The organism is Streptomyces sp. NPDC048057 (assembly GCF_040653095.1).
Lineage (GTDB): Bacteria > Actinomycetota > Actinomycetes > Streptomycetales > Streptomycetaceae > Streptomyces.
Genome location: NZ_JBEZNF010000018.1, coordinates 1 through 12,994 on the forward strand (window position 1 = coordinate 1; position 12,994 = coordinate 12,994).

At 71.3% G+C, this 12,994-nt stretch carries 11 protein-coding genes; 7 read left to right on the forward strand and 4 right to left on the reverse strand.

Annotated elements, in window-relative coordinates:
• Positions 1 to 263 precede the first annotated feature (263 nt).
• A complete protein-coding gene (locus AB0E05_RS21630; protein WP_361966120.1) occupies positions 264 to 1,568 on the forward strand; it encodes an aldolase/citrate lyase family protein in 1,305 nt (434 codons plus the stop codon).
• A 73-nt stretch (positions 1,569 to 1,641) separates the two neighbouring features.
• Here the strand turns inward: AB0E05_RS21630 and AB0E05_RS21635 are convergent, their stop codons facing one another.
• Together AB0E05_RS21635 and AB0E05_RS21640 are read right to left on the reverse strand one after the other, a co-directional pair.
• Positions 1,642 to 1,926: a hypothetical protein gene (locus AB0E05_RS21635; protein ID WP_361965838.1), complete on the reverse strand. Its 285-nt coding sequence runs from the start codon at positions 1,924 to 1,926 to the stop codon at positions 1,642 to 1,644.
• Between the two features lie 247 nt (positions 1,927 to 2,173).
• Entirely contained in the window at positions 2,174 to 3,151 is a 978-nt protein-coding gene (locus AB0E05_RS21640; RefSeq protein ID WP_361966122.1) for a LacI family DNA-binding transcriptional regulator, read from the reverse strand.
• A 211-nt stretch (positions 3,152 to 3,362) separates the two neighbouring features.
• Here AB0E05_RS21640 and AB0E05_RS21645 point away from each other — a divergent pair, with 211 nt between their 5' ends.
• From AB0E05_RS21645 to AB0E05_RS21665, 5 genes are all read left to right on the forward strand, one after another.
• Positions 3,363 to 4,322 carry an ROK family protein gene (locus AB0E05_RS21645; protein ID WP_361965840.1) on the forward strand — a complete coding sequence of 320 codons (960 nt, stop codon included), beginning with the start codon at positions 3,363 to 3,365 and terminating at the stop codon, positions 4,320 to 4,322.
• A gap of 353 nt (positions 4,323 to 4,675) precedes the next feature.
• Positions 4,676 to 5,968, forward strand: a complete 1,293-nt coding sequence (locus tag AB0E05_RS21650; RefSeq protein WP_361965842.1) for an ABC transporter substrate-binding protein — start codon at positions 4,676 to 4,678, stop codon at positions 5,966 to 5,968.
• A gap of 106 nt (positions 5,969 to 6,074) precedes the next feature.
• Complete coding sequence (locus tag AB0E05_RS21655) at positions 6,075 to 7,016, forward strand: sugar ABC transporter permease (RefSeq protein WP_361966124.1); 942 nt, start codon at positions 6,075 to 6,077, stop codon at positions 7,014 to 7,016.
• Complete coding sequence (locus AB0E05_RS21660; RefSeq protein WP_361965844.1) at positions 7,013 to 7,933, forward strand: carbohydrate ABC transporter permease; 921 nt, start codon at positions 7,013 to 7,015, stop codon at positions 7,931 to 7,933. Before AB0E05_RS21655 ends, AB0E05_RS21660 begins: the two co-directional genes overlap by 4 nt.
• A gap of 184 nt (positions 7,934 to 8,117) precedes the next feature.
• Positions 8,118 to 9,197: an NUDIX hydrolase gene (locus AB0E05_RS21665; RefSeq protein WP_361965846.1), complete on the forward strand. Its 1,080-nt coding sequence runs from the start codon at positions 8,118 to 8,120 to the stop codon at positions 9,195 to 9,197.
• 96 nt (positions 9,198 to 9,293) lie between these two features.
• Here the strand turns inward: AB0E05_RS21665 and AB0E05_RS21670 are convergent, their stop codons facing one another.
• The gene (locus AB0E05_RS21670; protein WP_361965848.1) at positions 9,294 to 10,649 is read right to left on the reverse strand and encodes a dipeptidase; all 1,356 of its coding nucleotides are present in this window, start codon (positions 10,647 to 10,649) and stop codon (positions 9,294 to 9,296) included.
• Positions 10,650 to 10,793: 144 nt separating this feature from the next.
• Between AB0E05_RS21670 and AB0E05_RS21675 the strand changes: the two genes are divergently transcribed.
• A complete protein-coding gene (locus AB0E05_RS21675) occupies positions 10,794 to 12,122 on the forward strand; it encodes a geranylgeranyl reductase family protein (RefSeq protein WP_361965850.1) in 1,329 nt (442 codons plus the stop codon).
• 289 nt (positions 12,123 to 12,411) lie between these two features.
• Here AB0E05_RS21675 and AB0E05_RS21680 read toward each other — a convergent pair whose 3' ends face one another.
• Positions 12,412 to 12,921 carry a nitroreductase family deazaflavin-dependent oxidoreductase gene (locus AB0E05_RS21680; RefSeq protein WP_361965852.1) on the reverse strand — a complete coding sequence of 170 codons (510 nt, stop codon included), beginning with the start codon at positions 12,919 to 12,921 and terminating at the stop codon, positions 12,412 to 12,414.
• Between the last annotated feature and the right edge of the window lie 73 nt (positions 12,922 to 12,994).

A 12,994-nucleotide genomic window follows, 5' to 3' on the forward strand; every position in this document is an offset into this window, starting at 1 on the left:
CCGATCTTCGACCTCGTCGACTACGGCGTCGTGGGCGACCTCCACACCGTCGTCCCCCAACTCACCGACGACATCAACACCCGCAAGAACTGAACCAGCTCACGTCGCGCATCCTGCGACGACGCGTGCACACCGGAGCCGCACGGCCAACCCGCCGTGCGGCTCCGGCCGTTCCCACGGACCGTTGACGGAGATCCAAGCCGCCCGTTAGCTTCGCCATGCGGATCATTGATTCCGGTCAACGGAACATGGGAGGCATGCAGATGGGTCCACAGAAGCAGCCGGCAACCACCCTCGACGCCACCGTCACCAGCGCCCTCGACGCAGCACTCGCGCCGGTGGACGCCGAACTCGCCCGCCGCTACCCCGGGGACCCCGGTACCCGTCAGCCCGTCCACACCGTCTACGTACCCGGCGAGGCGTTCGCCGCCGACACCGTCCGCGACTGGGGCGACCGGGCGCTCGCCGCGCTCGACGAACACGCCCCGGACGCGGCCTCCTTCGCCGCCGTCCTCGGCCTGCCCGACCACCTCGCCGCCCCGGTGCACGACCGGGTGCGGGCCAAGTTGGCGCGCGAGCCGGTCGAGGACCTGCGGATCGACTTCGAGGACGGGTACGGCGGCCGTACGGACGCGGACGAGGACGCCCACGCCGCCCGGGCCGCGCGGCTGGTCGCCGAGGCGTACGCGAACGGCACCGCCGCCCCGTACACCGGCATCCGCATGAAGTGCATGGAAGCCGCCGTGCGCGATCGGGGCGTACGCACCCTCGACGTCTTCCTCACCGGGCTGGTCGAGCACGGCGGACTGCCGGACGGGCTGGTGCTGACCCTGCCCAAGGTCACCTACCCCGAACAGGTCACCGCGATGGTGCGGCTGCTGGAGGCGTTCGAGCGGGCGCACGGCCTGCACGCCGGCCGGATCGGCTTCGAGATCCAGATCGAGACGAGCCAGGCGATCCTCGCGTCGGACGGCACCGCGACCGTCGCCCGGCTGATCCGGGCCGCCGAAGGCCGCGCCACCGGGCTGCACTACGGCACCTTCGACTACAGCGCCTGCCTCGGCGTCAGCGCGGCGCACCAGACGAGCGACCACCCGGCCGCCGACCACGCCAAGGCGGTGATGCAGGTGGCCGCGGCCGGCACCGGCGTACGGGTGTCGGACGGCTCCACCAACGTGCTGCCCGTCGGACCCGCCGCGCAGGTCCACGAGGCGTGGCGACTCCACTACGGCCTCACCCGCCGCGCTCTCGCCCGCGCCTACTACCAGGGCTGGGACATGCACCCCGGGCACCTCCCCACCCGCTACGCGGCGGTGTTCGCCTTCTACCGAGACGGCCTGAAGAAGGTCGCCGCCCGGCTCGCGGCGTACGCGAACCGGGCCGGCTGCGACGTCATGGACGAGCCCGCAACGGCGAAGGCACTGAGCGGTCACCTGCTCCGCGGCCTGGACTGCGGTGCGCTCGATCTCGACGAGGTCACCGCGCTCAGCGGTTTCGACCGGGCGGGGTTGGAAGCCTTCGCCTCCCTGCGCCGCGCCGCACCGACCGTGGTGCGGGGAGGCGCGTAGGGAGGAGCAGGGCGGGCGCCCGCGGCCGGGGTCGGGCGCGGGCGCCGTCGTGCGTCATCGGGGGCGGTACGGGTCAGGGGCGCCAGATGGACAGGTCGTATCCGCCGAAGGCGTTGGGCGCGCAGTCGAAATAGGAAGCGCCGGCATTCATGACCGCCCACTGGCCCGCGTGGGCGCAAGCGCCCAGGGACGAGTAACTGCCCCAGGAGGTCCATCTCATCGGCTGGACGTCGGAGGCCGGTGCGGCGCTGGTCGTGGCGGCTGTCGGGGCGGCCTGCGCTGCCGGAGCAGCCATCAGTCCGGCACCGGTCAGGGCTGCGGCGACGGCCGCCGTGGCGAACATCTTGCGTAGGGACATGACGTGGAGCCCTCCCTCTTCTCGGGCCGTCGGAGCCCGCGCTCCGATGGCTGGAAGAAGATTGGTCCAGACCTATCCAGCGAGACAACGGGAAGTTCACATTCCGTGGCTGATTGGCTGATACATGGAGGATCTGGCCGATAATGTGCGCATCTCGTGAAGATGGCGTCGGGTGACTCGTGTGGAGAGGGTCGCGTTCGCGTCAGGTCTGGACCACAGTCGTGGGGAGGGGCCTTGTGGACAGGTCCTAGCCCGGCGGGATCTCTCCCGAGCCGCGGGGGATCAGCCGGGTCGACAGCGTCAGTTGGGTCGGCTGCTCCTCGATGCCGTCGAGGCGCCGGAAGAGACGTTCCGCCGCGGTGCGGCCGAGGAGGGCCGCGTCCTGGGCTATGACGGTGATGCCGAGGAGGTCGGCGAGTTCGATGTCGTCGAAGCCGACCAGGGCCACCTCCGGCCGGCGCCCCGCCAGCGCCCGCACGGCGGTGACGGTGACGCGGTTGTTGCCCGCGAAGACCGCGGTGACCGGCTCCGGCCCGCTCGTCATGGCGTCGACGGCGGCACGCACCCGCTCCGGCGCGGTGGACCCGAGGGAGACCCATGCGTCGTCGACCGCGAGCCCGGCGTCCTCCATGGCCGCGCGGTAACCGCGGAGACGTTCGACTGCCGTGTGGATGCGGGGCTGGTCGCCGATGAAGCCGATCCGGCGGTGACCGTGCGCGATCACATGGGCGACTCCCGCGCGGGCTCCGCCGAAGCTGTCGGAGAGGACCACGTCCGCCGAGATCCGGCCCGGCGGACGGTCCACGAAGACCGTGGCGACGCCCGCCTTGATCTCCGGTTCCAAGTAGCGGTGGTCGTGGCCGGCGGGGATGACGATCAGCCCGTCCACGCGGCGGGCGCACAGCGCGAGCGCCAACTCCTGTTCGCGGTCGGGGTCCTCGGCGCTCGAACCGTTGATCAGCAGGGCGCCGTGGGTGCGGGCGACCTCTTCCACGGCCCGGCTCAGCGGCCCGTAGAAGGGGTCGGCGAGGTCTTCGAGGACCAGCCCGATCGAGGCCGTGCGTCCCTTGCGCAGCACGCGGGCGCTGTCGTTGCGCCGGAAGCCGAGGGAGTCGATCGCTTCCTGGACCCGGCGCTCGGTGTCCGGTGTGACCCCCGGCTCGCCGTTGACGACCCGTGAGACGGTCTTGAGCCCCACGCCCGCGCGCGCCGCCACGTCCTTCATCGTCGGCCGGTTGCCGTAACGCCGTTCGGGGGTGCGGGGGCGGCCGGACACAAGGGAGGAACGATTCGTTTCGGCCACGGTGCGCAGTCCTGTCGTCATACGGCGTAAGTGGAGGTGCAGCGACGAGCATAGGCCCTGGACAACGTTGTCAGGGGAATAGAGACTGGTGACCCATGTGCAGGTAGGACAAGCCACGGGGGGCCTCACACCGATGCAAAGGGAGCTCGTCGCCGCGCTGGACATCGGCGGCACCAAGATTGCGGGCGGACTGGTGGACGGCGCCGGTCGCGTACTGCTGCGGGCGCAGAGACCGACCCCCGCCCGGGAGGGCGCGGAGACCGTCATGGGCGCCGTGGGCGAGGTCGTCGCCGAGTTGAGGGCGGCGCCCCGGTGGCGACGGGTGAGCGCCGTGGGCATCGGCAGCGCCGGCCCGGTCGACGCGTCGGCGGGCACCGTCAGCCCGGTCAACGTGCCCGGGTGGCGCGACTTCCCGCTCGTCGCCCGGGTCCGTCGGGCCACCGGCGGGCTGCCCGTGTCGCTCGTCGGCGACGGCGTGGCGATGGCCGCCGCCGAGCACTGGCAGGGCGCGGCGCGCGGCTTCGACAACGCACTGTGCATGGTCGTCTCCACCGGGGTCGGTGGCGGCCTCGTCCTCGGCGGTCGGCTCCACCCCGGGCCCACGGGGAACGCCGGTCACATCGGCCACATCAGCGTCGACCTCGACGGCGACCGGTGCCCGTGCGGTGCGCGCGGCTGTGTCGAGCGCATCGCGAGCGGGCCCAACATCGCACGCCGCGCGCTGGAGGGCGGCTGGCGGCCCGGCCGTGACGGGGACGCGTCCGCCGCCGCGGTGGCCGCCGCGGCCCGCGCGGGCGACCCGGTCGCCACCGCCTCCTTCGCCCGCGCGGCCCAGGCGCTCGCCGCCGGCATCGCGGCCACCGCCACCCTCGTCGAAATCGAGATCGCCGTCATCGGCGGGGGAGTGGCGGGCGCGGGTGACGTCCTGTTCGCGCCGCTCAGGCGGAGCCTGCGCGACTACGCCACGCTCTCCTTCGTCCAGAGCCTCGTCGTCGCCCCCGCGCTGACGGGCGCCGACGCCGGCCTGGTCGGGGCCGCTGCGGCGGCGTTGCTCAGCAGGGCGGGCGACACTCCGGCCGCGATCGGCGAGTGATCCGCGGCCCCGCCCGAACGCGGTGCGGTGGATGCTGCCAGCATCGTCCTGCCCGGCACAAGGACGGACAGTGCTCCGATCACTCCATGCGCTGGCTGACGAGGAGAAAGGTGACATACGATCACGCGATCGTCTACGTATCTCCGTTGAAATATGTTTGATCCTGTTGTAATGGATGCGATAACGGTGGCCCGATCTCGCATCGGACCCTTGACGGCGCTCTTCTCGGGGGGTGGGATCCAACCCTTGCGTTTGTTTGTGTTGGGTTGGACCCCTGAGGAGGGGACATGGCGCATGCCCGGTTTAACGGGTCACGCGGTTCAGCGGTGCCCACAAGTGTGACAAGTCATCGGATGTCACGCCGGAGTCTGTTACGCGGCGCGGCAGCGGGCGCGGGAGCCGTCGCCCTGCCCTCGCTCCTGGCCGCGTGCAGCAGTGGCCCGGGAGGTGACGGCAAGACCGTCTCCCTGGGTTCCAACTCCTCGGACGCGGTGCCGAAGAAGGCGTTCGCGGACGCCTTCGCCGCGTACGAGAAGCAGTCCGACGGCCGGAAGGTGAAGGTCAACACCGTCGACCACAACACCTTCCAGGAGAACATCAACCGCTATCTCCAGGGGAAGCCGGACGAGGTCTTCATGTGGTTCGCGGGCTACCGCATGCAGTTCTTCGCCAAGAAGGGCCTGCTCCACGACATCAGCGACCTGTGGGCCGACTACGAGGGCTTCTCCGACGCCCTCAAGGCCCAGTCCACCGGCGAGGACGGCAAGCAGTACCTCACGCCGTACTACTCCTATCCGTGGGCCGTCTTCCACCGGAAGAGCGTGTTCCAGAAGTACGGCTACACCGCGCCGAAGACGCTCGACGAGTACGTCGCCCTCGCCCGCCGGATGCAGAAGGACAAGCTCGTCCCCATCGCCTTCTGCGACAAGGACGGCTGGCCCGCGATGGGCACCTTCGACTACATCAACATGCGGACCAACGGCTACGAGTTCCACAAGTCCCTGATGGCCGGCGAGGAAGCCTGGACCGACCGGCGGGTCAAGGGTGTCTTCGACACCTGGCGCAGCCTGCTGCCGTACTGCCAGCCCGGCGCCAACGGCCGCACCTGGCAGGAGGCCGCGACCAGCCTCCAGCAGCGCGAGACCGGCATGGCGGTCTTCGGTCTGCAGCACCCGGGCGCCCAGTTCCCCGAGGTCGACCGGCCCGACATCGACTTCTTCCCCTTCCCCGAGATCGACCCCGAGCACGGGCAGCAGGCGGTGGAGGCCCCCGTCGACGGCTTCCTGATGGCGAAGAAGTCCAAGGGGCTGAAGAACGACGGGACGCTCGCCTCGGCGAAGGACCTGCTGCGCTGGCTGGCCACGGGCAAGGCGGAGGACGTCTATCTGGCCGGCGACCCCAACAACATCGCCGTCAGCGACCGTGCCGACACCTCGGCGTACACCCCGCTGCAGAAGAAGGCCGCGGAACTGGTCGGGGGCGCCCGGCAGATCTCCCAGTTCCTGGACCGCGACACCCGGCCCGACTTCTCGTCGACGGTGATGGTCCCGGCGATCCAGAGCTTCATCAACGACCCCAAGGACGTGGACGGGCTCGTCAACGGCATCGAGAAGCAGAAGAGGGCCATCTTCGCCAGCGACGCCTAGGGAGTGTCCGGAAAGGAGCGCCGGCCGCAGGACGTCCGCGGCCGGCTGCCCGGTTGCCCAGCAGTCCGACAGCCGGACGTGACCGACTTGGAGTCTGCCCGTGCCGTTGACGCGCACCACCGGACGACAGCCCCCGCGGCCCTCGCAACCCCGGCGCTCCGCGCGCCGGGGCCCGCGCCGCTACACCCGCCGTGACGTCGCCGTCCTCGGCGTGCTGCTGGGCGTGCCGATCCTCCTGGACGTCGTCGTCATCTGGGGGCCCACCCTCGCTTCCGTCGTGCTCTCCTTCACCAGTTGGGACGGCATCGGCGACATCGCCTGGGTCGGTACGGAGAACTACGAGAACCTGTTCACCAACTACCCGGTGTTCTGGCCCGCCGTCCGCCACAACCTCCTCTGGCTGGCCTTCCTCGGCCTCGTCGCCACCCCCTTCGGCCTGCTGCTCGCCGTACTGATCGACCGCGGGGTGCGCTTCAGCCGCTTCTACCAGTCCACGTTCTACCTGCCGGTCGTGCTCTCGCTCGCCGTCGTCGGCTTCATCGCCCAACTGGTCTTCTCCCGCGACCAGGGAGCGCTCAACGCGATCGTCGGCGACGAGCAGAACCCCACCGACTGGCTGGGTGACCCCGACCTCAACCTCTGGATGATCCTGCTGGCCGCCGCCTGGCGGCACACCGGCTACGTGATGATCCTCTACCTCGCCGGGCTCAAGGCCGTCGACCCCACCCTGAAGGAGGCCGCCGCCATCGACGGCGCCAGCGAGACCCAGACCTTCTTCCGGGTCGTGCTGCCCACCCTGCGCCCAGTGAACGTCCTGGTCGGCGTCGTCACCGTGATCGAAGCCCTGCGCGCCTTCGACATCGTCTACGCCGTCAACAAGGGCAGGAACGGCCTCGAACTGCTCTCCGTGCTCGTCACCGACAACATCGTCGGCGAAGCCGGCCGCATCGGGTTCGGCTCCGCCATCGCCGTCGTGCTGCTGCTGTTCTCCCTGGGCTTCGTGGTGACGTTCCTGGTCCAGGAGATCCGTGGGGAGAGGAACCGATGACCGTCACCGCACCCCCGTCCGCCGCCCGCGACGCCGCCGCCCCGGCCCCGTCGCGCCGGCGCCGGGTGCGCCCCGGCCGCCTCGGCGTGCACGCCTTCCTGGCGTCTGTGTCGCTCGCCTTCCTCGCGCCGCTGCTGCTCGCGGTGTACGCCTCGCTGCGGCCCTACGACGAGACGTCCGCGCACGGCTACTTCTCCTTCCCGAAGGAGCTCTCGTTCGACTACTACCGGCAGGCGTTCAGCGACTCGGGCATGACGAAGTACTTCGTCAACACCCTGCTCATCGCCGTGCCCGGGGTCGTCGTCACGCTCTTCCTCGCGTCCTTCGTCGCCTTCGCCGTGTCCCGGCTGTCGATGCGCGGCTCGATCGCGTTGCTGATGCTGTTCACGGCCGGGAACCTGCTGCCCCAGCAGGTCGTCGTCACCCCGCTGTACGTGCTGTTCAACCGGATCCCGCTGCCGTACTGGATGTCCGACTCGATGGCGATGTACGACTCGTACTGGGCCGTGCTCCTGGTGAACGTCGGCTTCCAGATCGGGTTCTGCGTCTTCGTCCTCGCGGGCTTCATGCGCACCCTGCCGCAGGAGATCCAGGAGGCGGCGATCGTGGACGGAGCGGGGGTGTGGACGCGCTACTGGCGCATCACGCTCCCCCTGTGCCGCCCCGCCCTCGCGGCCCTCGGCACCCTCCAGTTCACCTGGATGTACAACGACTTCCTCTGGGCACTGGCCTTCATCTCCGACGGTGACAAGCTCCCCGTCACCTCCGCGCTCAACAACCTGCGCGGCCAGTTCTTCACGGACCACAACCTGCTGGCCGCCGGCTCGGTCATCGTCGCGCTGCCCACCGTCCTGGTCTTCCTGCTGCTCCAACGGCACTTCATCGCCGGACTCACCCTCGGTTCCAGCAAGGGGTGAGCAAGTCCCCGCACATCCTGGGCACACGCCTTACGTAAGGTGAGACGCTTCACGACCCCCGCAGCCGACCGACCGGGACGGCGACCCGGACACATCTCGACCGGTGACGGCCACGATGTCCGGGTCGGGTTACGCGGCGGGGCGTTGTGGGCAATCCACTGTGGGCGAGGGAAGAGGGGGAATCGTGATCGTCTGGATAAACGGTGCGTTCGGTTCGGGCAAGACGACCACCGCAGGCGAACTGGTGGAGCTGATTCCGAACAGCACGCTGTACGACCCCGAGCTCACCGGCGCGGAACTGCACCGACTGCTGCCGGCGAAGCAGCTCGACGAGGTGGACGACTACCAGGACCTGCCCATCTGGCGCCGACTCGTGGTGGACACCGCGGCGGCCATGCTGGCCCAGCTCGGCGGTGTCCTCGTGGTGCCCATGACCCTGCTGCGGCAGGAGTACCGGGACGAGATCTTCGGGGGGCTCGCCGCACGCCGAATCCCGGTGCACCAGGTGCTGTTGAGGCCAGATGAAACGATCCTGCGGGCCCGGATCGAAGCCCGGGGGGAACGCGAAGCACGCGCCGCGAACGGCCCCGACGGAGGCACCGCGGACGCCCGCGGCCCCGGCGCGGGACCGGTGCGGCGCCAGTGGTCGTACGACCGCATCGAGCCCTACCGCACGGCCCTGGAGTGGATCAGCGACGACGCCTTCGTCATCGACAACGGCGCCCTCGATCCGCGCCGGACCGCGCACCGCATCGCCGAGGCGGTGCGCACCGGCGAGGCGCCCGTCTGCACCATCGTCCAGACGCCCGAGCCCGTGGCCGAGACGCTCGCCGCCGGCGTCCTGCTCTTCGACGAGGCGGACCGGGTGCTGCTCGTCGACCCCACCTACAAGCCGGGCTGGGAGTTCCCCGGCGGGGTGGTGGAGCCGGGGGAGGCACCCGCCCGGGCCGGGATGCGGGAGGTCACCGAAGAGTTGGGCCTCGCGCTGGAGCGGGTGCCGCGGCTGCTCGTGGTCGACTGGGAACCGCCGATGCCGCCCGGCTACGGCGGTCTGCGGCTGCTCTTCGACGGCGGGACGATCGGCAGGGCGGAGGCCGAACGCGTACGGCTGCCCGCCGACGAACTGCGATGTTGGCGCTTCGTCGGCGAGCGGGAGGCGGCCCGGCTGCTGCCGCCCCCGAGATACGAGCGGCTGCGCTGGGCCCTGCGGGCGCGCGAGCGCGGCGTGGTGCTCAACCTGGAAGGCGGCGTGCCCGTCGGCTGAGCCCGGCGCCCGGGGCGTACCGCCTCGTGGACCGTCGGAGCCCCGCACGCTGCGGCGCACCGACCGGCCCCGAGGCGTACGGCCCGGGCCCGCCGGCTACTTCGTCGCGAAGTTGCGCAGGAACAACGCCTCCGTCACCGACAACCGCTCCAGTTCCTCGGGCGAGACGGACTCGTTCACCGCGTGGATCTGCGCCGCCGGCTCGCTCAGCCCGATCAGCAGGATCTCCGTCTGCGGATACAGCTCGGTGAGCGTGTTGCAGAACGGGATCGACCCGCCCATGCCCGCCACCTGCATCTCCTGCCCCGGATACGCCACCCGCATCGCGTCCGCCATCGACGCGTACGCCGGGCCCGTGGTGTCCGCCTGGAACGGCTGCCCCATGCCGACGTGCTCGAACGACACCCGGGCGCCCCACGGCGTGTGCGCTTCGAGGTGCTCCCGCAGCAGCCGGGTCGCCTCGTTCGCGTCCTGGCCGGGCGCCACCCGCAAGCTGACGGTGGCCCGGGCGCTCGCCTGCACCGAGGCGGTGGCGCCCACCACCGGCGGACAGTCGATGCCGAGGACGGTCACGGCGGGCCGCGCCCACAGCCGTTCGGCCACCGCGCCCGTACCGATCAGCCCCACGCCGTCCAGCACCTTGGCGTCCGTGCGGAAGGCGTCCTCCGGATACGCCAACCCCTCCCACGGCTGATCGGCCGCCAGCCCGTCGACGGTGGTCGAACCGTCCTCGGCCCGCAGCGAGTCCAGCACCCGGATCAGCGCGGCGAGCGCGTCCGGCGCGGCCCCGCCGAACTGACCGGAGTGCAGATTGCCCTGCAACGTGTCGATCCGCACCCGCAGCAGCGTCATTCCGCGCAGCGTCGCCACCACCGTCGGCAGGCCCGTCTGGAAGTTCCCGGAGTCACCGATCACGATGACGTCGGCCGTCAGCAGGTCGGGGTGCTGCTCGGCGTACCGCTCCAGACCGCCGGTGCCCTGCTCCTCCGACCCTTCGAGGATCACCTTGACGCCGACGGGCACGCCGCCGTCCGCCTTGAGCGCGCGCAGCGCCAGCAGGTGCATGATGAAGCCGCCCTTGCAGTCCGCGGCGCCCCGCCCGTACCAACGGCCGTCGCGCTCGGTCAGCTCGAACGGCGGCGAGAGCCAGGCATCCGGGTCCAGCGGCGGCTGCACGTCGTAGTGCGCGTACAGGAGCACGGTCGGCGCGCCCTCCGGGCCGGGCAGGAACCCGTACACCGACTCCGTGCCGTCGGGGGTCTCGAAGACGGCGACGTCCTGGAACCCCTCGGCGCGCAGCGCGTCCGCGCACCAGCGCGCGGCGGCCTCGCACTCGCTCTTCGGGAACTGCGCCGGGTCCGCGACCGAGGCGAACGCCACCAACTCCGCGAGTTCGGTACGGGCCCGCGGCATGAGGGAGGCGACGGTCTCCGCAATCGTACGGTCGGACATGGGCACGCTCCTCGTGGGTGCGACGTTGGGACGGTGTGTACGGCGAACGCGCGGTCGATCCTGCCACAGCAGGACGGTGGGGCCGCGCCGTAGGATGCCGTCGAGAGCAGCGTGTACGTGTCGGATCGGGAGCGAAACCACATCGTGAGCAGCGAGAACGGTGTCACCGGGGCAGGAGCGGAAGAGCACGGGCACGGCGAGGCGGTGTGGGACGTCGTCGTGGTCGGCGCGGGGCCGGCCGGAGCGTCCGCCGCCTACGCCGCAGCAGTGGCGGGCCGTCGGGTGCTGCTGCTGGAGAAGGCCGAACTGCCCCGCTACAAGACGTGCGGCGGCGGCATCATCGGCCCGTCCAGAGACAGCCTGCCGCCCGGTTTCGAACTGCCGCTCAGGGACCGGGTGCATGCCGTCACCTTCAGTCTGAACGGCCGGCTGACGCGTACGCGTCGGTCGAAGAAGATGCTCTTCGGGCTGATCAACCGCCCGGAGTTCGACGCCCAACTGGTCGAGCACGCGGAGAAGGCGGGAGCGGTGCTGCGCACCGGAGTCACCGTCTCCCGGGTCGAGCAGCACGGCGCCGCCGTGCCGGACCGGCGCACCGTCGCGGTGGTGACGGCGGCGGGCGAGACGATCCTGGCCCACGCGGTGGTGGGCGCGGACGGCAGCGCCAGTCGCATAGGCGCCCACGTGGGGGTCAAGCTCGACCAGGTCGACCTGGGCCTGGAGGCCGAGATCCCGGTGCCGGAGCCGGTGGCCGAGGACTGGGCGGGGCGCGTTCTCATCGACTGGGGCCCGATGCCCGGGAGTTACGGCTGGGTGTTCCCCAAGGGGCGGACGCTGACCGTCGGGGTGATCTCGGCGCGCGGCGAGGGCGCGGCGACCAAGCGCTATCTGGAGGACTTCATCGCCCGGCTGGGGCTCGCCGGGTTCGAACCCGCCGTCTCCTCCGGCCATTTGACCCGCTGCCGCAGCGACGACTCGCCGCTGTCCCGCGGCCGGGTCCTGGTGTGCGGTGACGCCGCCGGTCTGTTGGAGCCGTGGACCCGCGAGGGGATCTCCTTCGCACTGCGGTCGGGGCGGCTCGCGGGGGAGTGGGCGGTGCGGATCGCGGAGGCGCACGACGCCGTCGACGCCCGCCGTCAGGCGCTGAACTACGCCTTCGCCATCAAGGCCGGACTCGGCGTCGAGATGGGGGTGGGGCGGCGGATGCTCGCCATCTTCGAGCGCAGGCCGGGGCTGTTCCACGCGGCGCTGACCGGGCTGCGGCCGGCGTGGCGCGCGTTCACGGACATCACGCGCGGGTCGACGACGCTGGCCGGCCTCGTCCGCGGGAGCGCGGTGGCGCGCCGGGCGCTGGAGACGCTGGACCGGCGTGCGGGGCGGGCGGGCGCCCGGCCGGGAGGCGCGGTCGACGCGGAGAAGGGTGATGGCAAGGGGGACGACAAGGGGGAGATGGAGCCGTCGACCACGGCGTAGCCGGGTGGTCGCGGTCGAGTGAGTGAGGCCGGTCCGGTTCGGCGGGGCTGGTGGGTCCGGTGGGCCGGGTGGGGCGAGGCGGTTCGTTCGGCCTTGTCGGTCTGCGCGGTCCGGTCCGTACGGGCTTCGGGTGTACGGCTCGGGGGCGCCGCGTCGCGGTGGACACCGTTGGGTGGCTGCTGCGGCACGGCGCCTTTGTGCTGTGCCGCCGGTGTGACGCTTGTGGCGCCGGTGCGCGATCCGGGCTTCTCGTGGGTGGCGCCCGGGGTCCGCAGGTTGGGCGTGCGCGTCACCGCGAACCGTCGACGGTGATGCGGAAGACGGGGTGCCGGTGGGCCGCGGCCAGCAGTTCCTCGTCGGTGGAGTTCGCGTCGACGTCGCCGAAGAAGCGCCCGACTTCCCAGCCCCAGCGGCGCAGGTAGTCACGCAGCAGGGCCGGCTTCTCCTCGTCGGTCAGTTCGACGGCGGTGAAGTGCTGGGTCCTGCGACCGAGCGCCAGCCGCCCACCGCCCGCGGCCCGGAGGTTGCGGACCCACTGGGAGTGCCCGCGGGCGGAGACGAGGTAGGTGGCGCCCTCGTACGACAGCGGATTGACGGGGATGCACCGCCACTCACCGCTGGTGCGACCGAGGACGGACAACTCGGCCGTGCCCATCAGGCTGACACCGCGTCGTGCGAACCAACGGACCAGCCCGTTGAGGGCGGTGTCGAGTCGCCCCGGCTTGATGTAGTGACGGTGGCCCTCGGGCTGGGCCTGTGCCGGGGACTTGGCCTGGGGTGTGGTGTGCGTGTGGGGCATGGGGTGCTCCTGTGGTCGTTGGTGTGCCCGCAAGCGCGGCGGGCGGGGTGATGCTTGCTCTCTTCTGAGTGCA

Bases quoted from the DNA above. Each gene is read 5' to 3' on its own strand.
- AB0E05_RS21630 (WP_361966120.1), top strand. From the start codon at position 264: ATGGGTCCACAGAAGCAGCCGGCAACCACCCTCGACGCCACCGTCACC.
- AB0E05_RS21635 (WP_361965838.1), bottom strand. From the start codon at position 1,926: ATGTCCCTACGCAAGATGTTCGCCACGGCGGCCGTCGCCGCAGCCCTG.
- AB0E05_RS21640 (WP_361966122.1), bottom strand. From the start codon at position 3,151: ATGAAGGACGTGGCGGCGCGCGCGGGCGTGGGGCTCAAGACCGTCTCA.
- AB0E05_RS21645 (WP_361965840.1), top strand. From the start codon at position 3,363: ATGCAAAGGGAGCTCGTCGCCGCGCTGGACATCGGCGGCACCAAGATT.
- AB0E05_RS21650 (WP_361965842.1), top strand. From the start codon at position 4,676: ATGTCACGCCGGAGTCTGTTACGCGGCGCGGCAGCGGGCGCGGGAGCC.
- AB0E05_RS21660 (WP_361965844.1), top strand. From the start codon at position 7,013: ATGACCGTCACCGCACCCCCGTCCGCCGCCCGCGACGCCGCCGCCCCG.
- AB0E05_RS21670 (WP_361965848.1), bottom strand. From the start codon at position 10,649: ATGTCCGACCGTACGATTGCGGAGACCGTCGCCTCCCTCATGCCGCGG.
- AB0E05_RS21680 (WP_361965852.1), bottom strand. From the start codon at position 12,921: ATGCCCCACACGCACACCACACCCCAGGCCAAGTCCCCGGCACAGGCC.